The organism is Roseateles sp. YR242, from assembly GCF_900109745.1.
In the GTDB taxonomy this organism is placed as follows: Bacteria; Pseudomonadota; Gammaproteobacteria; order Burkholderiales; family Burkholderiaceae_C; genus Roseateles.
On record NZ_FOAV01000005.1, the window covers coordinates 46032 to 71795 of the forward strand.

23 protein-coding genes are annotated in these 25764 nt (G+C 65.8%); 12 read left to right on the forward strand and 11 right to left on the reverse strand.

Annotated elements, in window-relative coordinates:
- Positions 1-3: 3 nt before the first annotated feature.
- The 5 genes from BMY53_RS11515 to BMY53_RS11535 form a co-directional block, all read right to left on the reverse strand.
- The gene (locus BMY53_RS11515) at positions 4-720 is read right to left on the reverse strand and encodes a hypothetical protein (RefSeq protein WP_218151223.1); all 717 of its coding nucleotides are present in this window, start codon (positions 718-720) and stop codon (positions 4-6) included.
- A gap of 112 nt (positions 721-832) precedes the next feature.
- The gene (locus BMY53_RS11520) at positions 833-2800 is read right to left on the reverse strand and encodes a UvrD-helicase domain-containing protein (protein ID WP_092946632.1); all 1968 of its coding nucleotides are present in this window, start codon (positions 2798-2800) and stop codon (positions 833-835) included.
- A 118-nt stretch (positions 2801-2918) separates the two neighbouring features.
- A complete protein-coding gene (locus tag BMY53_RS11525) occupies positions 2919-3323 on the reverse strand; it encodes a carboxymuconolactone decarboxylase family protein (RefSeq protein WP_092946633.1) in 405 nt (134 codons plus the stop codon).
- 76 nt (positions 3324-3399) lie between these two features.
- Complete coding sequence (locus BMY53_RS11530; RefSeq protein WP_092946634.1) at positions 3400-5601, reverse strand: DNA/RNA non-specific endonuclease; 2202 nt, start codon at positions 5599-5601, stop codon at positions 3400-3402.
- 81 nt (positions 5602-5682) lie between these two features.
- Positions 5683-6768 carry a glycosyltransferase family 2 protein gene (locus BMY53_RS11535; protein ID WP_092946635.1) on the reverse strand — a complete coding sequence of 362 codons (1086 nt, stop codon included), beginning with the start codon at positions 6766-6768 and terminating at the stop codon, positions 5683-5685.
- Between the two features lie 335 nt (positions 6769-7103).
- On the opposite strand from BMY53_RS11535, the gene BMY53_RS11540 reads away from it, so the two are divergent.
- The 4 genes from BMY53_RS11540 to BMY53_RS11555 all read left to right on the forward strand — a co-directional run bounded on the left by BMY53_RS11540 (position 7104) and on the right by BMY53_RS11555 (position 11346).
- Entirely contained in the window at positions 7104-7613 is a 510-nt protein-coding gene (locus BMY53_RS11540) for a hypothetical protein (RefSeq protein WP_092946636.1), read from the forward strand.
- A gap of 69 nt (positions 7614-7682) precedes the next feature.
- Complete coding sequence (locus BMY53_RS11545; protein WP_092946637.1) at positions 7683-8195, forward strand: dihydrofolate reductase; 513 nt, start codon at positions 7683-7685, stop codon at positions 8193-8195.
- An 82-nt stretch (positions 8196-8277) separates the two neighbouring features.
- Positions 8278-8856 (forward strand): DUF4337 domain-containing protein, encoded by a 579-nt coding sequence (locus BMY53_RS11550; RefSeq protein WP_092946638.1) that lies wholly within the window; start codon positions 8278-8280, stop codon positions 8854-8856.
- 309 nt (positions 8857-9165) lie between these two features.
- Positions 9166-11346 carry a secretin N-terminal domain-containing protein gene (locus tag BMY53_RS11555; RefSeq protein ID WP_092946639.1) on the forward strand — a complete coding sequence of 727 codons (2181 nt, stop codon included), beginning with the start codon at positions 9166-9168 and terminating at the stop codon, positions 11344-11346.
- A 28-nt stretch (positions 11347-11374) separates the two neighbouring features.
- On the opposite strand, the gene BMY53_RS11560 is transcribed toward BMY53_RS11555, so the two are convergent.
- Positions 11375-12319 carry a LysR family transcriptional regulator gene (locus BMY53_RS11560; RefSeq protein ID WP_092946640.1) on the reverse strand — a complete coding sequence of 315 codons (945 nt, stop codon included), beginning with the start codon at positions 12317-12319 and terminating at the stop codon, positions 11375-11377.
- 105 nt (positions 12320-12424) lie between these two features.
- Here BMY53_RS11560 and BMY53_RS11565 point away from each other — a divergent pair, with 105 nt between their 5' ends.
- Positions 12425-13309 (forward strand): NAD(P)H-dependent oxidoreductase, encoded by an 885-nt coding sequence (locus BMY53_RS11565; RefSeq protein ID WP_092946641.1) that lies wholly within the window; start codon positions 12425-12427, stop codon positions 13307-13309.
- A 45-nt stretch (positions 13310-13354) separates the two neighbouring features.
- On the opposite strand, the gene BMY53_RS11570 is transcribed toward BMY53_RS11565, so the two are convergent.
- On the reverse strand, positions 13355-14293 hold the full coding sequence (locus tag BMY53_RS11570) for a diacylglycerol kinase catalytic domain-containing protein (protein ID WP_092946642.1): 939 nt from the start codon (positions 14291-14293) through the stop codon (positions 13355-13357).
- Entirely contained in the window at positions 14271-15347 is a 1077-nt protein-coding gene (locus BMY53_RS11575) for an SPFH domain-containing protein (protein WP_092946643.1), read from the reverse strand. Before BMY53_RS11575 ends, BMY53_RS11570 begins: the two co-directional genes overlap by 23 nt.
- Before the next feature lie 122 nt (positions 15348-15469).
- Here BMY53_RS11575 and BMY53_RS11580 point away from each other — a divergent pair, with 122 nt between their 5' ends.
- From BMY53_RS11580 to BMY53_RS11595, 4 genes are all read left to right on the forward strand, one after another.
- Positions 15470-16231, forward strand: a complete 762-nt coding sequence (locus tag BMY53_RS11580; RefSeq protein ID WP_092946644.1) for an NUDIX hydrolase — start codon at positions 15470-15472, stop codon at positions 16229-16231.
- Positions 16232-16483: 252 nt separating this feature from the next.
- Entirely contained in the window at positions 16484-18082 is a 1599-nt protein-coding gene (locus BMY53_RS11585) for a methyl-accepting chemotaxis protein (RefSeq protein ID WP_092946645.1), read from the forward strand.
- Positions 18083-18244: 162 nt separating this feature from the next.
- On the forward strand, positions 18245-19009 hold the full coding sequence (xth, locus tag BMY53_RS11590; protein ID WP_092946646.1) for an exodeoxyribonuclease III: 765 nt from the start codon (positions 18245-18247) through the stop codon (positions 19007-19009).
- 130 nt (positions 19010-19139) lie between these two features.
- A complete protein-coding gene (locus BMY53_RS11595; RefSeq protein WP_092946647.1) occupies positions 19140-19712 on the forward strand; it encodes a PaaI family thioesterase in 573 nt (190 codons plus the stop codon).
- Positions 19713-19723: 11 nt separating this feature from the next.
- Here BMY53_RS11595 and BMY53_RS11600 read toward each other — a convergent pair whose 3' ends face one another.
- Complete coding sequence (locus BMY53_RS11600; RefSeq protein WP_092946648.1) at positions 19724-20359, reverse strand: bifunctional 4-hydroxy-2-oxoglutarate aldolase/2-dehydro-3-deoxy-phosphogluconate aldolase; 636 nt, start codon at positions 20357-20359, stop codon at positions 19724-19726.
- 65 nt (positions 20360-20424) lie between these two features.
- The gene (gene edd, locus BMY53_RS11605) at positions 20425-22245 is read right to left on the reverse strand and encodes a phosphogluconate dehydratase (RefSeq protein WP_092946649.1); all 1821 of its coding nucleotides are present in this window, start codon (positions 22243-22245) and stop codon (positions 20425-20427) included.
- 169 nt (positions 22246-22414) lie between these two features.
- Here edd and BMY53_RS11610 point away from each other — a divergent pair, with 169 nt between their 5' ends.
- Together BMY53_RS11610 and BMY53_RS11615 are read left to right on the forward strand one after the other, a co-directional pair.
- On the forward strand, positions 22415-23305 hold the full coding sequence (locus BMY53_RS11610; RefSeq protein ID WP_092946650.1) for a DMT family transporter: 891 nt from the start codon (positions 22415-22417) through the stop codon (positions 23303-23305).
- Between the two features lie 153 nt (positions 23306-23458).
- Entirely contained in the window at positions 23459-24217 is a 759-nt protein-coding gene (locus BMY53_RS11615; protein WP_092946651.1) for a gamma-glutamylcyclotransferase, read from the forward strand.
- Between the two features lie 5 nt (positions 24218-24222).
- On the opposite strand, the gene BMY53_RS11620 is transcribed toward BMY53_RS11615, so the two are convergent.
- Positions 24223-24891: a nucleotidyltransferase family protein gene (locus BMY53_RS11620; RefSeq protein ID WP_092946894.1), complete on the reverse strand. Its 669-nt coding sequence runs from the start codon at positions 24889-24891 to the stop codon at positions 24223-24225.
- Positions 24892-25070: 179 nt separating this feature from the next.
- Here BMY53_RS11620 and pdxH point away from each other — a divergent pair, with 179 nt between their 5' ends.
- Positions 25071-25706, forward strand: a complete 636-nt coding sequence (gene pdxH / locus BMY53_RS11625) for a pyridoxamine 5'-phosphate oxidase (RefSeq protein ID WP_092946652.1) — start codon at positions 25071-25073, stop codon at positions 25704-25706.
- The last annotated feature ends 58 nt before the right edge of the window (positions 25707-25764 follow it).

Here is a 25764-nt window from a genome sequence, read left to right on the forward strand (position 1 = left end):
GGGTCAGAACCTGCGCGCCCCGGATTCCGTCTTGTCGCACTTGCCGGTAAAGGTCTCGATGCCCTTGACCGTGATGAGTCCCGTTCGGCGATCGATTCTGATGGTCGGACTGTTCAGGGCGTTCAGTTTGAAATGGCCGGAGATGGCATCCGGCTCCACCCGCAGATCACGCAGCGGCCACCAGCCTTCCGATCCTCCCGAATTGAGCGGAGGGATCATCACCTTCTCCAGGTGAATGCGCCCGTTGCCGCCGTCAATTTCGAGGGAGACGGCGGTCTGAAACTTTTTCTTTTCGGACTCCAGGCGTTCGGCCGTCTCGTACTTCTTCTTGTCGTTGTTGTATTCGAGGCCGCTGTGCGATTCGTAGGTGGTGTGCTCGCCTTCGCCGAAGCACACGAGGGAAAGGCGGTCGTCTGTCTGGCTCTGCGACTGCGCCTTGCAGTTCGTCTCAGGCACGCGTTCGAGGCTCGCGTACCGACCGTCCACCGTTGACACCGCCACGCAGGCCTTCTGCACATCGCTCCACCAGAAGGTCCAGGACTCGTCTCTCACGCGAGAGGCACGGACGAAGCTGTAGCCGCGCGCCTGCATCTGGGTTTCGCCGGAACTACCGCGCGCGCCGACGAGATCGGCCACATCGGGCGGCGGAGCGGCCAAGGCCGCTTGCGCCGGCATTGCCAGGATCCAACCGGTGATGAAAATGTTGGCCAGGGTCTTCATGGACATGTCCTCCTTGGTCTACGTTCGCCCGCGGTCTCATCATACGGAGCATGGAGGGCGGCCCGTGTCCATCAAATCTTCCCTGGTGAGGGCGCCGTTGACTTGAAAGAAATCAAGCCTCCCCTTTTATCAGCCCCGCCTCCACCAAGAACTTCGACGGCCGCCCTGGATCAAACCCCAGCGTCAAGCGGTGCCTGGCTCGCGTCATCGCCACATAGAGCAGGTTCCGGTTCTCCGTGAGCCCCACTTCCCCGCCCTGGAACTCCCCGCGAGACAGGTTGGGGATGACCACGTGATCGAACTCCAGCCCCTTGGCCGCTTCAATGCTGGACAAGGCCAGCCGCCGGTTCGCCCGCATCCGTGAGCGGCGTGCGTCCATCTCGTGCAGCAGGCGGAAAACGTCGGGCAGCGTCGCCCCCGACTCCAGCATCACCATCTCCACCAGCGCCTTCAGGTTTTCATTCACCTGGTCCACATCGTCCCGGCGAACAAGCGCCCTGCCCGCCAGTTCCGTGGGCCGCAGCTCCCGCAGGAAGTCCGCACCAAAGGTCCCCAGATCACCCGATGACAGCACGGCCATGCCCGCCCCCAGGAGCGCATGCGCGGCCGGGTCGGCATTGCGGAGAATCTGGTTTTCGATGAAGGCGCGCATGCCATCAGGCATCGATGCCGCTTCCCGCACGGCCTGGCGCTGCGCCGTGACGGCATCCACATGGCGCAACTCATGACTCTCGATCCAGGCACCGGCAAAGAGCAGCATCGCCGACAAGGTGTCCTCGCGCAGGGCAGTGTCTTCAAACCCTGTGTAGTCGTCCGTGCAGTAGGCATGCATGCCTCGCACCAGCAGCACTTCCCGACGGCGCAGGAAGGACTGGAAGCCCTCCGCCTGGTAGTCCACACCCAACGCCAACAGTGCCCGTTCCAGCAGGATGGATTGCGCAGGCCGGCGCAGCAGCACGCGCAGCGTCTCCAGCTCCTCCTGCGCCATGTGGTCTCGCGCCAGGCGAGCCACCAGGCTGGCCAGCACCGCCGGAGATTCGGCGTGCAGATGGTGGATGGTCGTCCCCACCTGGCTGAAAGACTCATACGGCTTGTGAGCCAACGCGCCAGCCGCGCGGGCCAGCGAAGAACCGAAGCGGTAGGAGCCGGTCAGGGGCAAGCGCATGGGGGTACCGATCTCCTGGACGAAGTATTCCTTCATGAAGCCGGCTTCTGCCCCAGCTTGTGAATGGATCACCTGGTCGCGGTCGCCCACACCCACAAAGGCCGCACGTCGGTTGCGCTGCAGCAAGGCCTGCAGGATGGTGAACATCGCGCGGTTGGTGTCGTGCATCTCATCCACCACGATGAGTGCGAGCCCCAGATCCAGCGGCGAGTGGTCGAAGAACAGTTGCCCATCCAGCGCGGCACGGGCCAGGTCGTAGCTGGCGTCACCCAGGTAGCGGAAGGCCGGGTGGTCCGGATGGCCGCCCCGGCGCAGCCACTCATAAGCGTTGCGGATGCGCAAGGTGGCGTAGTCGATGCCCAGATCTTCGGCCGTGTCCGGGGACATCAACGTTCCTTCATCCAGACGTTCGAGGGCCAGACGGCCCTTCAGCAGCACAAAGGATTTCAAAAGGCCTTCAACGAGTTCGGCCGGTGCTGCGCCGCTCGTCAGCAGCTCGGGATAGCGCTCTTCAGGCAACGTGCGAGCGCGTTCCATCGCCTGCAGCACATAAGGCTTCACCTGCTCCTGCGTGCGCAGCGGCAGCACACGAGCCCCCTCCATGCGCTCCAGGATGAAGGCGCTGAACGATTCAAAGGTATGCAGGTGCATGCCAGCGATGTCCGCTTCTGCCACGCCGATGTGGCGGAGCCGGTCCAGCAGGGCCTGCACGGCGGGTTCGGTGTAGGTCAGGGCCAGCAACATCCCGGGCTTCGCGCCCCGCGCCAGGGCCTGGGCCATGCGCAGGGCCAGCGTGGTCGTCTTGGCAGCGCCCGCATTGGCTTCCACGAGCAGATGACGCACCCGGGCTGTCTGGACCGCCAACTGTTCTGCTGAGGGCTCAAGGGAGGCGGGGCGAAAGGTGGGTTCGGTCATCGGGGCTCGGCAGCTGGGGCCGCTCGGTGGCGGCAATGGCCGATGAATTCTCGGTCATTTTGTCGGGCGGCCACCCGGTCCTCGCCGGTGAGCAACAGCTGCGTTCAGCACGCAGGCTTCAGCTGGACTTGTCCAATTCCTTGAACACCTCGCCCGCCGAACGGAACGCATCCATGGCGGCGGGTACACCGCAATAGATCGCGGTTTGCAGAAGCACCTCCTTGATCTCTTCCCGTGTCACGCCGTTGTTCAACGCTCCGCTCACATGAAGCTTCAGCTCATGCGGCTTGTTCAGGGCGGTCAACATCGCCAGGTTCAACAGGGAGCGGGTCTTGCGCTCCAGCCCGGGCCGGTTCCAGACATCGCCCCAGCAGTACTGGGTCACCAGCTCCTGCATGTCGATGTTGAAGTCGGTCGCGTTGTGGATGGCGGCGTCCACCACGTCAGCGCCGAGCACCTCGCGGCGCGTGGCAAGGCCTTCGTCAAACAGGGCCCGGTTCTTGGGCGCATAAGGGCGGGTCATGGGGTTTCCTTGGCGGCAAATGCTTCTGTGCCCCAGTATCCCCGCACCGGCAAAACGTACGGTTGGGAGGGACGATTCAGCCCGGCCTGACCACCGAATCCACACTCTCCAACAACAGCCAGCCATCCGGCGCCGCCGCCACTGCGGCAGACTCCTGGGCTCGCACCCGGTTGCGGCGCACCCGCCGCCGCGCGCTACTGGCGGCGAGTGGATCGACATCGGACAGCGAAAACGGCTGAGCCGCCGGGCCACCCGTGAAGGTCAGGCCCGTCAACCGTTCCACCTCCGCAATCGGCACCTGGAAGGTCTTGTAGGCATCAAACGGCACCGCCCGCTCCGCCTCGATCCCGAACTCATCGATGACGTCCGACTGATCCAGGATGTAGGCCGTGGCAAACAGCTTGCCCTCGTCCGTCAGCGCGGCCACCACCTTCCAATACTTCACCGGGTACTGGATCTTCGGAAACTTGGACCAGGTCGGGTCACCCTCATCCAGCACCGGGCCGGTCATGACCTGGGCCCGGAACTGATCCAGCTTGATCGCATCTTCCAGCAGATGTCGCTCCAGCCCTTGCCACAGTTCCTTGCCCTGGTTGAACTTCGCATGTTGCGGCGTGCAGTTGGACCAGTGGCAGGTGTCCGCCGCGCTCACCAGCGCCTTCAGCCGGGTGGTGCCATATTCCATGTCCTCCCGGCGCGTCAGGTGACCGCGATCGAACTGGTTGTTGGCGTAATAGAAATTCGTCAGCTGGGCGTCCGCCGCCACCCGGGGATCCTGGCGCCAGACGTCGGCGGGCCGGCCCATGTCATACCGCCCACCGAAATCGATGTTGGCGGCTGAATAGACCGCCAGCCGCCGCTGCCGATGCAGCACCACGCTGTACCCGTGATAGTCCAGCACGTCCTTGGAAGGGTCGGCAATCAGCTTGGCCGTTTCCTGCGACAGGGCTTCGCTCAAGGTCGGCAGGTTCACCGCCAGCGCGGCGTCGTTCGAGTCCAGGAATGCCACATCAAAACCCTTGCGGTCCTTGTAGGTGGCGTCAAACGGCACATCAAATGCGGGCGCCTTGGCGGCTTCCGTCTTCCTGGCCTCCAGGTTCAGGGACTCCCCGCTGGTCAGGCCCGACCCCAATACGGAAACGCCGCCATCCGCGCTGATGGAGAGCGTGACGGTGACAGGAAACGAAGGTGTGTTGCTCATCGAAGTTACCTTTGAATCGGGAAGAACAGGCGGCGGCGATCCGTCCGAAACACCCACCGCCTCTGCTGGCGTCAGGTTGAAGACGGGCCCCAGCAGCGGATGGCCCGGCAATGACTTCTGCAGCAAATCCACAATGCGCGAGACCCGGATGCCCTCGTTGGCAATCCACTTGATGTCCTGCTCCTTGTCGACCGATGCATCAAAGTCCCGCCCGAAGATGGTCTGGATCCGGCCATTGACCTCGGCGGGGATGCCGGAGTGATGCAGCGCCACCACCAGCCAGTCATTGCTGAACACCGGTGAACCTGACGATCCGCCCAGCGTGTCGGTGGTGTACCAGAGCACTTCGTCGGTGCGACGGATCAGTTTGTTCTCCCGCGCGCAGAGCTGCTTGCGCTCACCGCTGGGATGTTGAACGATGGTAAGCCACTCCCCGTCCGCTACCTTGCCGGTGACGCCCAGCAGCGGCAGATAACCATAGCGGCTCAGGCTGACCGCCCCCACGCCGGATGCGGAGGCCACTGCCACCACGGTGAAGTCGAGGTCCTTGCTGGTGAAATAAAGCGCCGCAGGATCGAGCTCGAAATTCACCGCGTTGAGCTCATGCCCCTCAATATCAAGCTCGTACCCGAATTGAGCGATGGAGCGCACGCAATCCGTCTGCGACGGCAGCACGTGGTTGTTGGTGAGCAGCACATTCGGTGCAATCAGGAAACCGGTGCCGTAGCCCTGCAGCCGGCCACCCGCGTCGCGAATCACCACGCGGGCCACCGACCGGGCGGCCAGGGTGCCTCGCTCCAGGTAGTTCACATCCTGCAGCTCATTGCCCGCAATGATGCGCTCCAGCACCTGGGTGGAGGACTTGTCATCGCCCAGGGTCTGCTGCAGGAAGTTCAGGCGGTCCGTCAGTTGGGGGCCGGAACTGAGCTCGCGGGGCGTCTTGTCCTTGGCATAAGCGGCCAGCGCAGGAATATCGAGATCCTGCGCACGCTCCCTGGCCTTCGCGATTTGGTTGAACCAGATCCCCACACGGCACTCCCGGCGCCCCATCTGGAGGCGATGGGAACATGCTCCCATGGTGCCACTGCAATGATGTGACAACCCACGGCGGACATCCTCAAACTGAAGGAGATGCCCCGCGGCGTCCGGCGTCCGGCGTCAGGCGAAGCCGCTGTCCGCTGCCATGGTGGACTCCCCCTCGGCACGCTTGAGCCAATAGGCCAGCCGGATGGCCCGGCCCCACCAGCCCCGCCAGAGATAGGCCTGGAGCAACGCCCGCGTTGACAGCGGGCTCGACTGCTCAAAGGCCTGCCGGAACACCGCGACCGTGCCGCCCCAACGCCCCGGCAGCCCCCGCTCGGCCGTGCGCGACGCGCCGATGAAGGCACACGCCACGAAGTGGGCCCAGGGGAAACGCGCATGTTCGTCCAGCCCCAGCCGGTCCGCCGTCTCCCGCAGGGTGACCAATGCATGCACCTGATGGTCCGCCTTGATCAGGTTGGGTGTGGCCAGAATCGAGCCCTCATGCTGGCGATACGCCACCCACACCTCGGGTTCATACCAAACGCTGCCAGCCTGCAGCACCAGGCGCGGCGTCAGGGTCACGTCTTCGAAATAACGTCCCACGGGAAAGCGCAGCTGCTCGCCCCACACCTGCCGCTTCGCGATCTTGGACCACACGTGCAGGTGGCCCGCTTCGAATAGCCCGCGCAACAGGACGGCCGGATCGCTGATCAGTTGCCGCTCCGGCCCAAAAAAGGTGTGGCGGTGCATCTCCCCGCGCAACCGGTATTTGAGCTTCTTGCGCAGGCGCAGCATGGCGAAGTCGCACATGACCAAACCAGGCGCGTGCTGATCGACCACCTCGCGCAGCCGCGCCATGGCGCCTGGCTGCAGGCAATCGTCCGCATCCAGGAACCAGATGTACTCGCCACGGGCTTGCTGCAGCAGCGCATTGCGGGAGACGGAAGGCCCCTGGTTCCGGGTCTGGATCAGCGCACGGACCGGCACCGGCCCGCCCGCATGTTCCGCCACCAGCGCCTGCACCAGTTCCGTCGTGCCATCGGATGAACAGTCATCCGCCATCCAGACTTCGACGCCGGCATCGGCCTGGGCCAGCACCGAGGCCAGGCATTCCCGCAGGTAGTTCTTGACGTTGTAGACGGGGATCAGCACGGACAGCCAGGGGGAATTACCGGGGCTGCCGTCATGATCGGCATGACGGGGGACGGAGGTCGAGGACAAGCGAATCACCAGAGGCGGAGAAATTCGGCGCGAGGATAGCCGGCTTGGATGAAAGATTCAGTGAGCAATTGATCGGGAATTCCTGAGGCTGTCACAGGTGCGGCCGGCCGCCATCACCGTGACGGAACGAATCAGATGACGTAGGGCCCCACCGCCCTGTCACAAGCGCCACGGCATCAGGGCCACCTCGGCTCGCGGGGCTTATGCAGCGCTTGCTTAATGACTTTTAACTTGTGTGACGGCCCGGTGTCTCCCAAGATGGTGGGCAACTTCTAAAGGGCGGGTCTCTGATCCGCCCGCGCCCGTTCTTTTACCCGCCCACGAAGGAGGAGCCCATGCTTGGATTGACAACACTTGGCGCGGTGCATACCGCGGTAGGCCTGATTGCCCTTGTTGCCGGCATCGGCACCGTGGTGCGCTACGGCGGCCTCACTACCGACCGGCCACTGACCTCGCTCTACACCTGGACCACGGCGTTAACCGCCCTGACGGGCTTCGGCATCTTCCAGCACGGCGGCTTCAACATTGCCCACGTGCTGGGCATCCTGACCTTGGTGGTGCTGGCCATTGCAGTGGCCGCAGGCGCCAAAGGCCTGTTCGGGCGCCTGTCTCCATATGTGGAGACCATCGGGTTCTCGACGACGCTCTTCTTCCACTTCATCCCTGGCATCACCGAGACCTTTTCACGCTTCCCGCAGGGCGCGCCGCTTTTCACCGGTCCGGAAGATCCTCAACTCGCGAAGGTGCTGGGGGTGGTGTTCGTGATCTATCTGGTGGGCGTGGTGGTGCAGGTGCTGAGGCTGAAGGCCACTCCACCGGCGATGCGGCATCCAAGACTCGTCTAGCCCGGCCCTAGAATCCAGCGGTTTGACCGACCCCAGGCGCCTGGCGCCGACTGACTGGAGCCCTCCCCCATGCCTCACCTGACCCTCATCGCGGCGCTGGACCGCGCAGGCGGCATCGGCCGGGACAATGAGCTGCTGTGCCGGCTGCCCAAGGACATGGCGCGTTTCAAGGCCCTCACCCTGGGCCATACCGTGCTGATGGGCCGCAAGACCTGGGACTCCATCCCCCCGAAATTTCGCCCGTTGGTGGAGCGCCGCAACCTGGTGCTCTCCCGCCAGCCCGGTCTGGTGCTGGACGGCGCAGAAGTCTTCCCCACCGTGGAAGCCGCGCTGGCGGCTTGTGCGGCAGATGAAGCCGTCTATGTGATGGGCGGCGCGCAGATCTACAGCCAGACACTGCCCCTGGCGGACACGCTTGATCTGACAGAGATCGACCACACCTTCGAGGCCGACGCCCACTTCCCCCCGGTGGATCGTCAGCGCTTCAAGGAGATCTCGCGTGAACGCCATCTCAGCCCTGCCGACCAAGGCCATGGCTGGCATTACGACTTTGTCCGCTATCAGCGGGTTCAGGCCGGCTGACCGGCCGCCGCGCCTCTCTTGCGCCCTCTTACACCCCTGTCACACCCCTCTCACACCCCTACGATTCCCTTCTGGAGTTTGAATGTCCGGCAGTCATTTCCATGTCCACGGCCCGCATGACCACGAGCTGGAGCACGCCGCCCAGCATGAGCCCAAAGGCCTGGGCGGCCAACTCGCGGTCATCACCGCCATCCTCGCCACCGTGGGCGCCTTCTTCAGCTACATGGGCGGCGCCACACAGGCCAACGCCGGGCTCTACAAGAACAACGCAGCCATCACCAAGACGGAAGCTGCCAACCAGTGGAACTACTTCCAGGCCAAGAGCAGCAAGCAGAACCTGGCGGAACTGGCCATTGAGCTGACGCCCAGCGACGAGCAGAAGGCCAAGTACCGCGACAAGGTCGCCCGTTACGAAACCGAGAAGAACGAGATCAAGGCCAAAGCCGAAAAGCTGGAAGCTGAATCGCAGGAATGGGACCACCGCAGCGAGGGGCAGATGCACCTGCATCACCGCTGGGCCCAGGCCACCACCGCGCTACAGATCGGCATTGCGCTGGCAGCCATCGCGTTGCTGACCCGCCGCCGCTGGATGGAATACGCCACCATCGGCGTCGGTGTGGTGGGCGTGGCTCTGGGCGTGGCGGCCTGGCTGCACTTCTGAATCCGCACATCTGAATCCGCACCGCACCGTGTCGGCAATGACACGGTGCAGCCGCGGGACTGCACACAGCCCGAGGCTTCTCACCACGGTGTGTCACGGTGGTGTTTTTGACCCGCCGCTGCTTCACAACTCTCGCTTCACAGGCAACGGCCCAGCAACCCGGGGCGGTTGAAATGGCCAGCCTGACCGCCCGACGTCCCGGGCGGCCGCTGCCCGCGTGTCGAGAAGTTGAAGATCACAGCCCCCGATGTAGCCCGCCCGCGCACCCCCCGCGCGATTGTGTTCAGCCTCAGTGCCGCACTGTGTGGCATGCCCATGCTCGCCGATGCAGCGTCCACGGGCCGCTCACCCTCCAGCCCGGCCGCCACGGCTTCGGCACCGGGTGGTGCGGAAGCCCCCGGGACCGCCACGTGGTCGTACGCCCCATCAGCCGCCCCGCCAGTCACGCCGCCGTTGAAGCCATCGGCCAAGGCGGGCGCCAGAACCAGTGGCAAAACCGGCAGCAAGGCTGCCGCCGCCCGCGAGTCCTCGCTCGCCATCGTCAAGTTCATTGACGCGGACGTGGATGCCGTCGCCCGTGCCGTGGCAGCCATCCTCGGTCGCCCCATCCTGGTCGACCCACGCGTCAAGGGCAAGATGACCCTGGTCAGCGACGAGGGCCTGACCCGTGCACAGGTCTACCAGTTCTTCGTCGGCACCCTGCGCGGCCTTGGTTATGCCGTGGTGGAGAGTGCCGGCCTGCTCAAGATCGTGCCCGAAGGCGATGCCAAGGTGCAGTCCGGCACCGTGGTGGCCGGCACCGAGTCCCGGGCGCAGGACCAGGTCGTCACCCGCATCTTCCAGCTGCAGTACGAAAACGCCAGCAACCTGCTGGCCGTGCTGCGGCCATTGATCACGGCCAACAACACCATCAACGTCAATGCCGGCAACAACTCGCTGGTGATCACGGACTATGCGGACAACCAGGCTCGCCTGGCCGCCATCATTGCAGCGCTGGACACGCCCAGCGCCACCGATGTGGAGGTGATCCCGCTCAAGTATCTTCAGGCGGCCACGGTGGCGCAGATCGTCTCGAAGATGCTGGACGGCGTGCAGCGGGCACAAGGCCAGTCAAGCGGCGGCACGGGCAGCGGCGGCAGTGCCCAGCCTGCAGGCGGCCAGAGCCCGTCCGCGGCGGCCGGTGGCACGGCCAGTGCGCAGGTCTATGCCGATATCAGCAGCAACGCGCTGCTGGTTCGGGCCCCCAACCAGGCCCGGCTGCAGGCCATCCGCGCGCTGGTGTCGCGGCTGGACAAGCCTGGCAGCAACGGCATTGCCGGCAGCACCATCCATGTGATCTATCTCAAGCATGCCGAAGCCACCCGGCTGGCCTCGGTGCTGCGTGCGGCCTTCTCCGCGCAGGACACCAACAACGGCCTCTCCAGCCAGGACGGTGGCGGCAGCAGTGGCAAGTCCGGCGGCAGCACGCCCTCCACCGCCTTTGCATCCATGTCCAGCGGTGGTTCCAGCAGCAGTTCCGACAGTTCCTCGTCCAGCAGCAGCGCCACCAGCAAGCAGGCCACCACGCCGGTGGCGGCAGCGGCGGAACCGTCCACGGGGGGATTCATCCAGGCGGACCCGGCCACCAATGCGCTGATCGTGACCGCCTCCGAACCGCGCTTCCGTGAGCTGAGCGCCATCGTGGAGCAGCTGGATTCGAACCGGGCCCAGGTCTATGTGGAATCCCTGATCGTGGAGGTGGACGCCAGCAAGGCCCTGGATGTGGGCATCCAGTGGAAGGAAATCTTCAACATCAGCGCCACCACCGACCTCACCCTGGGCACGGTGGTGACGGCGCTGGAATCCATGTCCGGCACCAACATCCTCTCCACGGCCAATCTGGTGACCCTGGACAACGAGGAGGCCAAGATCGTGGTGGGCCAGAACGTCCCGTTCGTCACCGGTTCGTACACCTCTACCAGCAGCTCCACGCCGTTCCAGACCATCGAACGCAAGGATGTGGGCATCACGCTGCGCATCCGTCCGCAGATCGGGCCCAATGGCAGCATCCGGCTGACCATCTACCAGGAGTCTTCCTCGGTCTCCTCCACCACCACGCCAGGCACGTCCAATGCGGGCCCCACCACCAATAAGCGGTCGGTGGAATCCACGGTCACGGTGAAGGACGGCAAGATCATCGTGCTGGGCGGCTTGATCGAGGACAGCGACACCGCCGATGCGGATCACCTCTACGGCCTGGGGCGGCTGCCGCTGGTCGGCGGGCTGTTCAGCAGCCGCAGCCATACGCGCAAGAAGACCAACCTGCTGGTGTTCCTCCGCCCGGTGATCATGCTGGACGACGACGCCTCGGAACGGCTCACCATGGACCGCTACGACATGATCCGTGCCCGCCAGCAGGCGCTGCCCGCCAATGTACGCACCATCCTGCAGGACGAGCCGCCGCCCGCGCTGGTGCCGGCGAAGGAAGCGGCGGGGAAGTCGCAGCCGTGACCCACGGCCGGTCCTTGCCCCGCTGCGCTTAGCCCCCCGCAGCCACCGCCAGGATCTCGTCGCGCAGCCATCGCTGGGCGAGGTGCCCATGGTTGCGCTCATGCCAGACCATGGCCATCTCGAAACCCTCGATGGGTAGCGGGCAGGCCAGCACCTGCAGCCCTGCTGCGCGACCCTTGACCAGCCGCTCGGGCACCAGCGCCACCAGATCGGACCTGGCCACGATGCCCGGCACAAAGAGGAATGAAGCGGCAGAGAGCACCACCCGGCGCTGGAGGCCGTGGGCAGCCAGCACATGGTCCACCGGTGAGGTGAACGCGCCACCGGCGGGCGACACCATCACCTGTGCCAGCGAGGCAAAACGCCTGGGGGTCAGTGAGCACTTGTCCTTGTCCTTGCCCCTGGTCTTGCCCTGGCCCTGGCCCTGAAGCTCCGGGTGTCCTCGCCGCGCGATGAGCACATAACGCTCATGGAACAGATGCCGCAACCGTGCGGACGCTGGTGCCTCGCTGGGCATGAGGAAGCCCACATCCACATCACCACGGGCCAGTTGACCATCGATCTGGTGCGGATCCATGTGCCGAACAGCCACCCGGACCCCCGGCGCCCGTTGAAGCAGCCGCAGCACCAGCGGCTGCACCAGTGCGGTCTGCATGTAGTCGGAGGCGGCGATGGTCAGTGTCAGGTCGGCCGTGGCGGGATCGAAATCCAGATTGGCCGCCACTGCGCCACGCACCTGGTCCAGCGACGCCCGCAATGGCCCCAGCAGATCCAGCGCCTTGGCCGTGGGCGTCATGCCGCGCTGGGCCGGTAGCAGCAAGGGGTCGTCGAACAGGTCGCGCAGGCGGTTCAATTGCGCGCTGACCGCGGGCTGGCTCAAATGCAGCCGTGCGGCGGCACGGGTGACGTTGCGCTCCACCAGCAGGGCTTCCAGGGTCACAAGCAGGTTGAGATCGAGACGGCTGGTATCCATGGGCTGGATAGTAGGCCATGCGAATCATGATTTCACGGATGGCAGCGGACGGCTCAGACTGAGGGCATTGCTGTTCAGAGCGCCCCAGACAGGGGCCCCACCGCCATGACAATACCCTCCACGCACTCCACACCTTCAACCCCGTCCAACCCCTCCAACTCCTCCATTCCGCTGCCCCGCCGCCGGCGGATCCTGATCGTCCACGCGCAGCCCGAGCCCACCTCGCTCACGCGGTCCATGGTGGACACGGCCCGGCAGGCCTTTGAAGCGCAAGGGCACGAGGTGATGGCGTCAGACCTCTATGCCATGCAGTGGAAAGCGGTTTATGACGAGCAGGACTTCCCGCAGCGGCTCGACCCGACCCGGCTCTCCTTCGTTGCCGAATCCGGGCACGCCTACGGCGGTGGGACCCAGCCGCCCGAGGTGGTCGAGGAACAGCGCAAGCTGCTGGCCGCGGACTTGGTGATCCTGCAGTTTCCGCTGTGGTGGTTCGGCATGCCGGCCATCATGAAAGGCTGGATCGATCGCGTCTGGGCCTATGGCCTGGCCTACGGCTATCGGGGCGCCGGCAACCGCCACCGCTATGGCGAGGGCGGCCTCCACGGACGACGTGCGTTGCTCTCGGTCACGACCGGTGGCCCTGCCCAGGACTACGGCCCGCGCGGCATCAACGGCCCGCTGGACCAACTGCTCTTCCCCATCACCCATGGCACCTTGTTCTATCCCGGCATGGAGGTGCTTCGCACCCATGCGGTTCACGGCGCGGGGCGCATGGACGCTGCGGCCGTCCAGGACACGCTGGCGACCTGGGCGCAGCGCTTGAACGGCGTGTTCGAGGAGACGCCTATCGGTTACCGGCCGCAGAACGGTGGGGATTTCGATGAGCGCCGCCATGCACTGCAAGCGCATGTGGCGCCTGGTGTGGAGGGATTCGCCGCCCATCTGCTGCCGCCGTCACCTGCCGGTGAGCTGCATCTGATGGAGGGATGACCCGCCGCGGGCCCCGGCAGGCCGCTCCTGCGTGAAGGCCCCGGCTCACACCACCAGAACGCCCCGCGTCGGCGCCACGCCGATGGTGGCCTCCACGCCCGCCGTGAAGCGCAGGAAATCCGCCTCCATCCCGTCGGAGAAGATCACTCCGTGTTCCGGCATGCGGGAACGGATGCGTAGCGGTTGCCGGGGGTTCACCATCCCATACACGAGCGTCGCCTGAGAGCGCTGCGTGGGAAACGGCTCCCGGACCGCAAACGCCAGGTGGTCCGTGTCCCAGGGCATGGGCTCATACCCGCCCCGCCCTGCCCACCCGGAGGCGGCGGCCAGTGCCATGGAGCCCGTCATCACGCTCTTGAGCCAGGCCGTGGACCCCAGCCCGGTCGAGACAATGACACCCGAAGACGACTGGTGTTCCACCACGCTGCCCAGCGTGATGTCGTAGAGCGCGGACGTATGCGTGCGGGGCCCGATGAACAGATCGTTGACGGCCCGCAACCGCTGCCCGTCGGACAGGGTGGCTTCGGCCATGGTCACCGACCGGGTGGGCCGGCGCTCCTGCGCCACCGCCTTGAGCAGCGACGGCACCTGCCGGGGCTCGAACGGCAGGAGCAGGCCGTCCCACCGCGTCGGTTCGGGATTCACGCCGATCAGTGGCTGCCCCTCCAGATACTTCATGGTGTTGGCCACCAGCCCGTCCTGGCCCAGCGCCATCACGATGTCGTCCGGCGCAAACACAAAGTTGGGCAGCAGGGCACGGTCCAGCAACTGGTGCCGGCCCCAGGCGCGCAGCGCCTCGCCCACCTCATGCAGGCTCTGCGCGTAGGCCATGTCCTCCTGCACGTAGTCGGTGAAATCGGCGCCCAGGTGTTCGATATAAAAGCGCGCCTGGGCCAGCGTGTGGTACTTGGTCACCAGCTCCTGCAGCCGGGTGCGGCGGGTGACCAGCACCACCTTGCGGTCAGCGGCTGCGGCCACGGCCATTCCCCTGGTTGGATGCGGGTGGCACGGGCGCGGACGCCACCTCGGTGTGCCCCAGCAGCGCCTGCAGCAGCTCGGGCGCCATGTTGAACTGGCCGATGCGCTCGGCGTTCTCCGCAATGCCACCAAAGGCCTGCGCGATCAATTGGGCCGGCTGCATGCCCACGGCGGCCAGCGCCTGCACCACGCGGGTGTCCGCCTGGCTCAGTGCGGTCATCACACTCGCCACACGGTGCGCTTCCGCTTCGGCCAGCGTGCGGCTGTTGGCCGCTGCCCCGGCGACAAAGGCCTTGCGGTTGTCCTCCAATTCGATGTCGGCCTCCATCTGCTCGGCGCGCAACTGGTTGTCCTTGCGCATCAGGGCGGCCTTGGCTTCCAACTGTGTCTCGCTGATCTCGCGGCGCTTGTGCTCCACGGCGATCTCGGTGTCCAGTTCGTTCTGGCGAATGGCCCGCTCCTTCTCCACGGCGGACATGCGCCGGGCGTAGACCGCATCGTCAGCCGCGCGCAGGTTGGATTCCCGGGCCTCGGCTTCCAGGGCGCGGGCGATGTCCGGCGTGGGCTTCACGCTGAGAATCGACAGCCCCAGGATCTCCAGGCCCAGCGCCGCGATTTCGGGCTGAGCCCCCAGTTCGCGCTGGGCAGTGCGTGCAATCAAGGCTGAGGAGCGCAGCGCCTGCTTCAGGTCCAGTGCCTGCACGGCCTGCTGCACGATCACCTCCGCCTGCTGGGCCACCCGGTCCGCCAGACGCGCCGGATCCTGGGACACATAGGTCCGGCCATCTGGCCGCAGCGAGAAGTCCATCAGGGCCGCCGTCTTCTGCGGCGCGTTGACGCGGTAGGTGACCTGGCCCTGAACGGTGACGCTCTGGAAGTCCGAGGTCACCAGCTCCAGCATGAACGGGCGGTCGTTGCTGGCCACCGGCACCGCCACCAGCGTGCTGGCAGGCCCGTAATAGAAGAACGACAAACCCGCCCCCTGCCGCGCGAGCCGGCCGCTGCGGAACTGCATCAGGTGAATGGTCGGTTGGGCCTTGATGAAACGAACGCCAAACATGAGGGTCCTCCTTCGTGGTGAAGACTGAGGGGCATCGTTGCCTCAGCCGTTAGTTGCTCTGTACATCTTTTAATTAGGCGTACAGTACAACTCATATTCAGAACCGTCAAGCGCACTCACCGATGGCAACAAAATCAGCACCCGCAGGCAGGCAAGTCCGGCAATCGCCTGCCCAGGACTTCCCACGCCCGTTCACCACGGTGGACGTTCTCATCCTCACGGTGCTGGAGGACGCGCTGAAGGTGCTGCTGGTGCAGCGGCCGTCCGGTGCGTCGGAGCCCTTCCCGGGCCAGTGGGCCTTGCCGGGTGGCTACGTCGACATTGCGGTGGACGACGACCTGGAGGCTTGTGCACGGCGCAAGCTGCAGGAGAAGACGGCGGTGGCCTCCCCCTATCTGGAGCAGTTGGGCAGTTGGGGCAGCGCCATGCGAGACCCGCGCGGGTGGTCCGCCACGCATGCCTATTTCGCGCTGATTGCGGCGCATGGCCTGGAGATCACCAAGGGCGCCAATGCTGCGGCTGTGGCGTGGTTCGGTGTGGATGAGGTGCTGATGCCGCCAGCTTCGCCAGTGCCGTTGGCCTTTGACCATGCCGACATCCTGCGTGCCGGGGTGGAACGGTTGCGCAGCAAGGTGGAATACACCTCCTTGCCGGCCTTCCTGTTGCCGGAGCCCTTCACCCTTCCGCAGTTGCAGCGCACCTATGAGGTGGTGCTGGGCCGCCCAGTGGACAAGAGCGGCTTCCGTACGCGGATGATGGCGGCGGATTTCCTGGAGGAAGTGGGCGTGGTGGACAGCCATGCCAACCGGCCTCCCATGGGTTATCGCCTCAAGGACCGGACGGCGCCGGTCTTCTTTCCCCGAACGTTCAGTCCGCGGCGTTGATGGCATTCATTTCGCCTGCCGTTGTACGGGCGGGATGAATTCCTGCCTGCACGTGATGTGTGACTGATGTCCTGGTAGAACGGGGCGCGGCACATAAGACGCACAACCACTTGACGCAAATCAAGCCGAAGGTCGCAAGATCAATATCAACTAACGTTTTCGATATTGATGACCGCAGACCGCACCGACTTCCAGGGGGCAGCGGAAGTCCCACGTCACCAGGGTCGAGACCCGCCATGACAGGAGCACCCCATGAGAATGAACACGCCGGTGACGCAAAGGGAGTTTCCGTTCCCTGCGGGAAAGACCCTTGTCTCCGTTACCGATCTCAAAGGCCGCATCGTCTACTGCAACAGTACCTTCATCGAAGTCAGTGGTTATTCGAAGGACGAGTTGCTGGGGCAGCCCCACAACCTGGTCCGACATCCCGACATGCCCCAGGAAGCCTTTCGCGACATGTGGGCCACCATCGGCGCAGGGAAGCCTTGGACCGGCATGGTCAAGAATCGGCGCAAGGACGGCGACCACTACTGGGTGATGGCCAACGCCACGCCCATGTTTCGCAACGGCACGACGGTGGGTTTTCTCTCGGTGCGAGTCGCGCCAAGCCGGCAGGAGGTATCGAGCGCAGAACAGCTGTATGCCACCATGCGCCAGCAAGTCACCGAGGCCCGCCCGGTGACGGGCCTGCGTCATGGCGTCGTGACCCGGCTGGATCTCCAGGGACGCGCGGCCGCCGCCATGCGCCGTGGGTTTGCTGCGGTGGGTTGGCCTGGAATCCTGGCGGCAGGGGCGGCGGCAGCAGCCTTCGGCCTGGGTCAATTCGCATCAGTGGCCTGGGGGCTGCCGCTGGCTATTGCCGCAGGGCTGGTCGCGCCGCTGTTGCAGCGACGCATGCAGGCCCATGCGCTCGACGAGCTGGCGCTGGTTGCCACCCAACTGGCCGGGGGCGACCTGGATGTGCACATCACCCCTCCGGACGGCACGCCCGTTGGGCAACTGCGCCAGCTCATCAGACAGCTCAGCGTCAACCTGAAGACCGTGATTGGCGACGTGGCCGGTGAAATGGACCAACTGCGCAAGGCGGTTGCAGAGATCTCTGCCGGCAACCTGGACATGTCCTCCCGCACCGAGGCCCAAGCCGGCAGCGTGCAGCAGACCGCCGCATCAATGGAAGAAATCAACGGCACCGTCCAGAACAGTGCTGCATCGGCGCAGCAAGGCGCGGAGTTTGTACGCCGTTCCGCAGTCAGTGCGCGTGCCGGAAACCAGTCCGTGGATGCGCTGGTGGGGGTGATGAGCTCCATCTCGGAGTCATCCGGGCGAATCGGTGACATCACCCAGGTGATCGAAGGTGTGGCGTTCCAGACCAACATTCTGGCCCTCAACGCAGCCATCGAGGCCGCCCGCGCAGGCGAAGCGGGCCGCGGTTTTGCCGTGGTGGCCGCCGAGGTACGCGCACTGGCAGCCCGCACCGGCGGTGCCGCCCGAGAGATCAAGCAGCTGATCGAAGAAGCCGGCAGCCGCGTGGAGGCCGGAAATCGACAGACAGGCCAGGTCCGCACACACATGCATGATGTGGTGAGCAGCTTTGAAGAAGTACAGGCCTTGCTCGACCGCGTCAGCCATGCAGCAGTGGAACAACAAAGCGGCGTGTCCCAGGTCAACAGCGCGGTGGCCCACATTGATGGCCTGACCCAGCAGAACGCGGCGATGGTGGAAGAACTCGCCGCATCCGCTCAGGCACTGACGCGGCAGGTGGACAACGTCAGTGATTCCCTCCAGCTGTTCCGGCTGGACGCCAGCAAGCAATCGCTCGCAGAGCGGGATGCGGTGGGACTGCGCAGCTAGGGGCGACGTCACCGCGGCGCGAGGGTTCCAGTCGCTGCGCGAGGGTTCCAGTCTCTATGAAGGATTTTCGGGTGAAGTTTTGGGCGCCGGGATGGTAACCAGGACAAAATCAGAAGAACAATCTCCCAAAGATCCTTTCAGATCCAATATTCGAAGAAGTCCATGAAATTCGCCACCTGGAACGTCAATTCCCTTGCCGTACGGCTCCCGCAACTGTTGGACTGGCTGGCCGCCAACCCGGTCGACGCTATCGTCCTGCAGGAGACCAAGCTGACGGATGACAAGTTCCCATCGCAAGCCATCCAGGACGCCGGTTATGAGGTGCAATGGTTCGGTCAGAAGACCTACAACGGCGTGGCCCTGCTGAGCAAGGTGCCCGCCACCGACATCGTCCGCAACATCCTCGGTTATGCCGACGAGCAGGCCCGGGTCATCGCCGGCACCTTGGACGGCGTGCGGGTCATCGGCGCGTATTTCCCCAACGGCCAGGCCCCGGACAGCGAAAAATTTGTCTACAAGATGGCGTGGCTGGACGGCCTGCGCGCCTGGGTAACCGAAGAGCTCAAGACGCATCCGAACCTGGTGTTGATGGGGGACTTCAACATCGCCCCGGAAGACCGTGACGTGTACGACCCCGTCGCCTGGGCGGGCCAGATCCACTGCACGCCGCAGGAGCGTGAGCATTTCAAGCAACTGGTGGACAGCGGCCTGGTGGATGCCTTCCGCCTCTTCGAGCAGCCCCCCAAGAGCTGGAGCTGGTGGGATTACCGCAACCTGGCCTTCCGCAAGAACCAGGGTCTGCGCATCGACCACATCCTCGTCAGCGAAGCCCTGAAGCCGCGCGTCACCGCCTGTGTGATCGACAAGCTCCCGCGCAAGAACGAACGCCCGAGCGACCACGCGCCGGTCATCGTCACGCTGGACTGAATCGAGACGCCGGGCCTGCCCGCCTCGCCGGGAAGCGATGCATCAGGCCGCCGCCCATCAATCAGGGACTGTGCGTAATACCCCGTCCCTCGGTATCCTCCGGCTGAAAGTCAAAGCAGACGGAGTTCCGATGAATCATCAGACGGAAGAGGCGCTCGGCAAGGTGCTGGCACAGTGGCAGGACGAGGAGCGCGCGGTCAGGGCCCGCATCCGCAACGACTACGGCGTGGCCACCCCGGAAGAACTTGCCGGGCTGACCGGCCTGCAACAGATGCAGGCCCTGCTGGACGGCCGCCTGCCCCCGCCACCGATTGCCCAGACGCTGGACTTCACGCTGGTGACCGTCGGCGAAGGGCTGGCCGTGTTTCAGGGCACACCGAAGTTCCGCCACTACAACCCACTGGGCACCGTGCACGGCGGCTGGTTCGCCACCCTGCTGGATTCAGCGCTGGGCTGCGCCGTCCACACGACGCTGGCACCCGGCCGTGGCTACACCACGCTGGAAATCAAGGTGAACCTGGTGCGTGCGCTCAATGAGCGCGTGCCTCTGGTCCGGGCCACCGGGCGTGTTCGTCACGTGGGCCGGCAGATGGCCACCGCTGAGGCGGATCTGGTGGGGCCGGATGGGAAGCTCTACGCCCACGCCAGCACCACCTGCCTGATCTTCGATCCGCCCACCCCGCGCCCGCCAACGGCAGGCTGAGCTGACTTGAATCAGGCGCGCAGCGCGCCTGCGTCCTTGGCCAGCTGGGTGATGCGGGCCCAGTCGCCCGACTTGACGGCATCGGCCGGTGTCAGCCACGAGCCGCCGCACACCTTCACATTGGCCAGCGCCAGGAAGTCCGGCGCGGTCTGCGGCGTGATGCCGCCCGTGGGGCAGAACATGATGTCCGGGAACGGCCCGGCCAGTGCCTTCAGCAAGCTGGTGCCGCCCACCGCCGTGGCGGGGAACAATTTGAGGAACCGATAACCGGCATCCGCCGCCTGCATCACTTCGCTGGCGGTGGACACCCCGGGCAGCAGCGGCAGGCCCTGCGCCTCGCAGGCCCGCGCCAGTTCCGGCGTGAAGCCCGGGCTGACCGCAAAACGGCTGCCCGCTTTCTTCGCGGCGGCCGCATCAGCGGCGGTGCGCAGGGTGCCCGCGCCCACAATGGCATCCGGCACCTCGCGGGCGATGGCGGCAATGGCTTCCAGCGCCACCGGGGTGCGCAGCGTCACCTCCAGCACTTTCACGCCGCCGGCCACCAGGGCCTTGGCAAGCGGAACCGCATGTTCCAGCTTCTCGATCACGATGACGGGGATCACCGGGCCATGTTGGGCCAGGCTCAGGGTATCGAGGGTCTCGCTCATGATGATTGTTTTCCTATGTAAGGCTTTGAGGCCTTGAGGCTTTGGGCTGTCAGGCTTGTGCCGGCTTACAGCCAGGTCACCGCGCCCTGCTCCGCGCTGGACACATTGCGCCGCATGCCGGCAAACAGCTCTCGGCCCATGCCGGCACCGTTGTCTTCCACCGCCTCAGGCGTGATCTGGGCGATCTCCCGGGCGGCCCAGGTGGCTTCGTCCACCAGCGCCGTCAGCGCGCCCGTGTTGGCGCAGACCCGCACCACATCGCCGTCGCGCAGCTTGGCCAACGGGCCGCCTGACAAGGCTTCGGGGCTGACATGGATAGCGGCAGGCACCTTGCCGGACGCGCCGCTCATGCGGCCGTCCGTCACCAGCGCGACCTTGAACCCCTTGCCCTGCAGCACCGCCAGCGGCGGGGTGAGCTTGTGCAGCTCCGGCATGCCGTTGGCCTGCGGCCCCTGGAAGCGGACCACCACCACCACGTCCCGCTCCAGCTCGCCAGCCTTGAAGGCGTTCTGCATGGCTTCCTGGCTGTCGAAGATGCGGGCCGGGGCCTCCACCGTGTGGCGGTCCTCCGGCACAGCGGACACCTTGATCACTGCACGGCCCAGGTTGCCGGCCAGCAGCTTGAGTCCGCCTGTGGGCGAGAACGGCGCAGTGGCGGTGCGCAGCACGCCTTCATCGCTGCTGGTGGCCGGCATATCGCGCCAGCGCACGTTGCCGTCTTCGGCACGCTCGGGCAGGCGGGCAAAGGCGCTCAGGGACTGCCCGGACACGCTGGTCAGCACGTCGCCGTGCATCGCGCCGGCAGACAGCAACTCGCGAATCACGAAGCCGGGGCCACCGGCCGCCTGGAACTGGTTCACGTCGGCGCTGCCGTTCGGGTAGACACGGGCCAGCAGCGGCACCACGGCCGACAGTTCGGAGAAATCGCTCCAGTCGATCAGGATGCCGGCGGATCGGGCCACGGCCACCCAGTGGATCAGGTGGTTGGTCGAGCCCCCGGTGGCCAGCAGGGCCACCATGGCATTCACGATGCAGCGCTCATCCACCACCTTGCCGATCGGTGTGTAGTTGCGCTGGGGAATGATCTCCATCAACTGGCGCACGGCCTGGCGGGTCAGCACTTCACGCAGTCCATCATGCGGATGCACAAAGGCCGCGCCCGGCACATGCAGGCCCATGGCCTCCAGCAGCATCTGGTTGCTGTTGGCGGTGCCGTAGAAGGTGCAGGTGCCGGCGCCGTGATAGGCGGCGGATTCGGCCTTGAGCAGCTCGTCGCGACCGACCTTGCCCTGTGCATACAGCTCGCGCACCTTGGCCTTGTCGTTGTTGGACAGGCCGGAGCTCATCGGCCCCGCCGGTACGAACACACAGGGCAGATGGCCGAAGTGCAAGGCGCCGATCAGCAGGCCCGGCACGATCTTGTCGCAGATGCCCAGCAGAAGCGCACCGTCAAACACATCATGCGAGAGCGCCACGGCCGTGCCCATGGCAATCGTGTCACGCGAGAACAGGCTCAGCTCCATGCCGGGCGTGCCCTGGGTAACGCCGTCGCACATCGCCGGCACGCCACCGGCCACCTGGGCCGTGGCGCCGAGGCGGTGCACCTCGTCGCGGATCAGCGCCGGATAAGACTCGTAGGGCTGATGGGCCGACAGCATGTCGTTGTAGGCGGTGACGATGCCCAGATGGGGCGCCTTCTCCGCGACGATACGCAGTTTGTCGTTTTCCGGTAGCGCGGCCACCGCGTGGGCGACGTTCGCGCAGCCCATGCGCTGAATGCCGCGCTGTCGGCCGGACATGCGATCGATGAGATCCAGATAGCGCTCGCGGCTGGCGGCGCTGCGGGCGCGGATGCGTGCCGTGACGTCGAGTAGCGTCTTGTTCATGCCTGCGGTCGATGTAACTCGACTTGGGTTGGATTGGTAACCATATTACACGCTCAAGGCATGGCCATCGAGCGTTTTCCGGGTACGGAGGTGTTACGGGGCAAGGCGCCCGCCTGACGTTTTACGCCACACTCCGCCCATGCGAAACCACCCCACGTCCGCTGCGCCGATGTCTGAGCACGGCCCTGCCCGTCCCGCCATCGAGGCGATGTATCCGCTGCTGTTCGTGCTGTTGTGGAGCACCGGGTTTATCGGCGCCAAGTTTGGCCTGCCGGATGCGGCGCCACTGACCTTCCTGGCCTGGCGTTACGCTGCGGTGATCGTGCTGATGGGCGCGATCGTGGCCCTGACCCGCGCACCGTGGCCGCAGGCGTCGGGCGCCTGGGCGCATATCGGCGTCTCCGGCCTGCTGGTGCATGGCGTGTACCTGGGGGGTGTGTTCACCGCCATCAGCCACGGGCTGCCGGCAGGCCTCACCGCGCTGGTGGTGGGCCTGCAGCCGGTGGTCACCGCCCTGGGCGCCCGCGCCTTCCTCGGCGAGCGGGTGCTTCCGGCGCAATGGGCCGGCCTGGCGCTGGGCTTCCTGGGCGTCGGCCTGGTGGTGGCGGAGAAAACGGCGTCCGTGCACGGCCAGGCCCTGGCCACCATGCTGTTGCCCGCCGTGGTCGCGCTGCTGGGCATCACGGCCGGCACGCTGTACCAGAAGCGTTTTTGCCCCTCCTTTGACCTGCGCACCGGCTCGGTGATCCAGTTCGTGCCCTGCCTGGCCGTCACCGCCGTGTTGGCGCTGGCTACTGAATCCACGGCCGTGCACTGGACGCCCGCCTTCATCTTTGCGCTGGCCTGGCTGGTGCTGGTGCTGTCCATCGGTGCGGTCAGCCTGCTGAACCTGCTGATCCGACGTGGCAGCGCCGTCAACGTGGCCAGCCTGTTCTACCTCACACCGCCCACCACGGCGTTGATCGCCTGGGGCCTGTTTGGCGAGAAGCTGGGCGGCCTGGCGTTGGTCGGCATGGGCCTGGCGGCCTTCGGCGTCTGGCTCGCACGCGGAAAACGTTGAGGCGCCCTCGCCAGCCTCGAGGGAAGCTCTGCATCACGCCACCGCAGGCCGAACAGCATCAGGGCAGCAACAGCCGTCACGGCGTGTCTCAGCCCCGCTCGGAATGTGACTACCCCGGGACGGAAGGTGCCCGCTTGTGGCAGCATCAAAGCCATGTTGCCTGCGCATGCTGCCGCCCTTGCCGCCCCCACCGACACCCCACGGGCGGACCCGTCAACGCCAACAGCGGCCGCGCCCCAGGCAGGCCCTCCGACGCAGCCTTTGACGACGACGCTGACGGGCCCGCTGACGGCGCCTCTGGCTGACCCTCTGGCAGGGGCACGGCTGGAAGATCTCCCTGCCCACAGCCGGGACTGGCTGACCCAGTTCCAGCAGCAATGGGACCGTGAATCCGGCCTGTGGGTCTTTGCCTATGGTTCGCTGATGTGGAACCCGGGCTTCGCCCCTGCCGATACCCTGGTGGCCAAGGTGCGGGGTTACCACCGGGCGTTGCGCCTTCGCTCGCTGGTCAACCGGGGCAGCGCGGACCAGCCGGGGCTGGTCATGACCTTGTTGTCCGGCGGCAGTTGCCGTGGCCTGGTCTACCGCATCCCGCCAGAACGCGCGCAAGCGGAGCTGCAACGCCTGTGGCTGCGGGAAATGGTGGTGGGCACCTATGTGCCGCGCTGGCTGCCCTGCTTCAGCAATGCGGGAGAACACCAGGCCCTGGCGTTCACCCTCTCACGCCGCAGCCCGGGCTGGGTCGGGGAGCTGGACGATGAGCGGCTCATCCACATCCTGCGCCACGCCAGGGGCCGCTACGGCACCACGCTGGATTACCTGGAGCGCGCTGTGCACTGCCTGCGGGAGCACGGCATCCACGACCGGTCACTGGAACATCAATTGGCCCTGGCGCGCTTGCACGGGCTCTGAGCAGTTCAGCCGGTCGCGTTGCCGCTCGCCCGTTGAGAACGCGCCTTTGGGGAGGCCGGCACCGGCACCGCCGGATGCACGGACTGCACCCGTTCCAGGTCCTCGACCGTGTCCACATCCACCAGCACACCCGCATCGTCCACATCCACGGCCTGCGCCGGGAAACGCGCCAGCAGCTTGCGGGCGCCCTCATCCCCCTGCAGGGCTGTCAGCTCCGAGAAGAGCTCGGCGCTGAACCCCACCGGGTGGCCGCGCTGGCCGTCGAACTGGGCATAGGCAATGGGGTCCTGCTCCAAGGCCTTGGCCACGGCCAGGAGTGTGCTGACCTGCAGCAACGGCATGTCGGCCGGCACGATGAGCCAGCCCTGGGCGTCTCCGGTGGCCGCCACGCCAGCGGCAATCGAATGGCCCATGCCCACCGGCATGGGCCTGCCCAGCCGGTCCAGTGCGGGCAGCACCAGCATGTCGCGCTCGGCAACATGGTCACGCACCAGGGGCGCGAGGCCCTCGGAGGTCACCACCACATACCGCAGTCCCGTGGCCATCGTCTGGCGCAGGGTGTGAGCCAACACGGTCTCCCCACCCACTAACTGCTCGAGCTTGTGGCCTTCGCCGCGAAAGCGTTGGCCACGTCCTGCCGCGAGCACGACGACAGCCGGTCGTCGCTGATCCATGCGTACTTCCTTCAGGTTGATTCCCCGCTGCGGCTGACTCTGGCGATGGTCAGTTGTCATCAGCATGCCTGCCTGGGATGCTCCGGCACACCCGGAGTTTCACGACTGGGAGCTTTACTTAAGGGGAACCTCTGCATTGCCACATGCCGGCGACACCGATTCACCCGATACTTCAGTTCATGGACAAACTGGCTGATCTCCGAAAGAGCTACGAGCGTGACGAACTCGACGAAAACGCCTCCGCCTCCGAGCCGTTGGCGCAGTTCCAGCATTGGCTGCGCCAGGCGATGGACGCCAAGATACCTGAACCCAACGCCATGACCCTGGCCACAGTGGGGCCGGATGGGCGACCCTCGACCCGCATCGTGCTGATCAAGGACATCGATGCCCAGGGCCTGGTCTGGTACACCAACTACGACAGCCGCAAGGGCCAGCAGCTGGCCGGCAACCCCTTTGCCGCACTGCAATTTCATTGGGTGGAGCTGGAGCGCGTGGTGCGCATCGAAGGCCGTGTCGAGAAGGTGGACGCCGCGCAGTCCGACGCCTACTTCGCCTCCCGCCCCCTGGATTCACGCCTGGGCGCCTGGGCCTCGCCGCAGAGCCAGGTCATCAGCAGCCGAGCGGTGCTGGTGGCCAATGCGGCCAAGGCCGCGCTGGAACACGGCCTGAGCCCTGGCCGGCCGCCGCACTGGGGCGGCTTCCGCCTGGTGCCAGACCGGTGGGAGTTCTGGCAGGGGCGCAAGTCGCGTCTGCATGACCGGCTGAGTTACCGGCTCGAAGACGGGGTGTGGCTGCGGGAGCGGCTGGCACCCTGATACAAAAAGGCCCCGCAGCCTGTTGACCGCGGGGCCGGCCCACCAGTAGGCCGAGCTG

What these genes read in the sequence shown, in the direction of transcription:
- BMY53_RS11515 (WP_218151223.1), bottom strand. Translation starts at nt 720, where the DNA reads ATGAAGACCCTGGCCAACATTTTCATCACCGGTTGGATCCTGGCAATG.
- BMY53_RS11520 (WP_092946632.1), bottom strand. Translation starts at nt 2,800, where the DNA reads ATGACCGAACCCACCTTTCGCCCCGCCTCCCTTGAGCCCTCAGCAGAA.
- BMY53_RS11525 (WP_092946633.1), bottom strand. Translation starts at nt 3,323, where the DNA reads ATGACCCGCCCTTATGCGCCCAAGAACCGGGCCCTGTTTGACGAAGGC.
- BMY53_RS11530 (WP_092946634.1), bottom strand. Translation starts at nt 5,601, where the DNA reads ATGGGAGCATGTTCCCATCGCCTCCAGATGGGGCGCCGGGAGTGCCGT.
- BMY53_RS11540 (WP_092946636.1), top strand. Translation starts at nt 7,104, where the DNA reads ATGCTTGGATTGACAACACTTGGCGCGGTGCATACCGCGGTAGGCCTG.
- BMY53_RS11545 (WP_092946637.1), top strand. Translation starts at nt 7,683, where the DNA reads ATGCCTCACCTGACCCTCATCGCGGCGCTGGACCGCGCAGGCGGCATC.
- BMY53_RS11550 (WP_092946638.1), top strand. Translation starts at nt 8,278, where the DNA reads ATGTCCGGCAGTCATTTCCATGTCCACGGCCCGCATGACCACGAGCTG.
- BMY53_RS11555 (WP_092946639.1), top strand. Translation starts at nt 9,166, where the DNA reads ATGCCCATGCTCGCCGATGCAGCGTCCACGGGCCGCTCACCCTCCAGC.
- BMY53_RS11560 (WP_092946640.1), bottom strand. Translation starts at nt 12,319, where the DNA reads ATGGATACCAGCCGTCTCGATCTCAACCTGCTTGTGACCCTGGAAGCC.
- BMY53_RS11565 (WP_092946641.1), top strand. Translation starts at nt 12,425, where the DNA reads ATGACAATACCCTCCACGCACTCCACACCTTCAACCCCGTCCAACCCC.
- BMY53_RS11570 (WP_092946642.1), bottom strand. Translation starts at nt 14,293, where the DNA reads ATGGCCGTGGCCGCAGCCGCTGACCGCAAGGTGGTGCTGGTCACCCGC.
- BMY53_RS11575 (WP_092946643.1), bottom strand. Translation starts at nt 15,347, where the DNA reads ATGTTTGGCGTTCGTTTCATCAAGGCCCAACCGACCATTCACCTGATG.
- BMY53_RS11580 (WP_092946644.1), top strand. Translation starts at nt 15,470, where the DNA reads ATGGCAACAAAATCAGCACCCGCAGGCAGGCAAGTCCGGCAATCGCCT.
- BMY53_RS11585 (WP_092946645.1), top strand. Translation starts at nt 16,484, where the DNA reads ATGAGAATGAACACGCCGGTGACGCAAAGGGAGTTTCCGTTCCCTGCG.
- xth (WP_092946646.1), top strand. Translation starts at nt 18,245, where the DNA reads ATGAAATTCGCCACCTGGAACGTCAATTCCCTTGCCGTACGGCTCCCG.
- BMY53_RS11595 (WP_092946647.1), top strand. Translation starts at nt 19,140, where the DNA reads ATGAATCATCAGACGGAAGAGGCGCTCGGCAAGGTGCTGGCACAGTGG.
- BMY53_RS11600 (WP_092946648.1), bottom strand. Translation starts at nt 20,359, where the DNA reads ATGAGCGAGACCCTCGATACCCTGAGCCTGGCCCAACATGGCCCGGTG.
- edd (WP_092946649.1), bottom strand. Translation starts at nt 22,245, where the DNA reads ATGAACAAGACGCTACTCGACGTCACGGCACGCATCCGCGCCCGCAGC.
- BMY53_RS11610 (WP_092946650.1), top strand. Translation starts at nt 22,415, where the DNA reads ATGTCTGAGCACGGCCCTGCCCGTCCCGCCATCGAGGCGATGTATCCG.
- BMY53_RS11615 (WP_092946651.1), top strand. Translation starts at nt 23,459, where the DNA reads ATGTTGCCTGCGCATGCTGCCGCCCTTGCCGCCCCCACCGACACCCCA.
- BMY53_RS11620 (WP_092946894.1), bottom strand. Translation starts at nt 24,891, where the DNA reads ATGGATCAGCGACGACCGGCTGTCGTCGTGCTCGCGGCAGGACGTGGC.
- pdxH (WP_092946652.1), top strand. Translation starts at nt 25,071, where the DNA reads ATGGACAAACTGGCTGATCTCCGAAAGAGCTACGAGCGTGACGAACTC.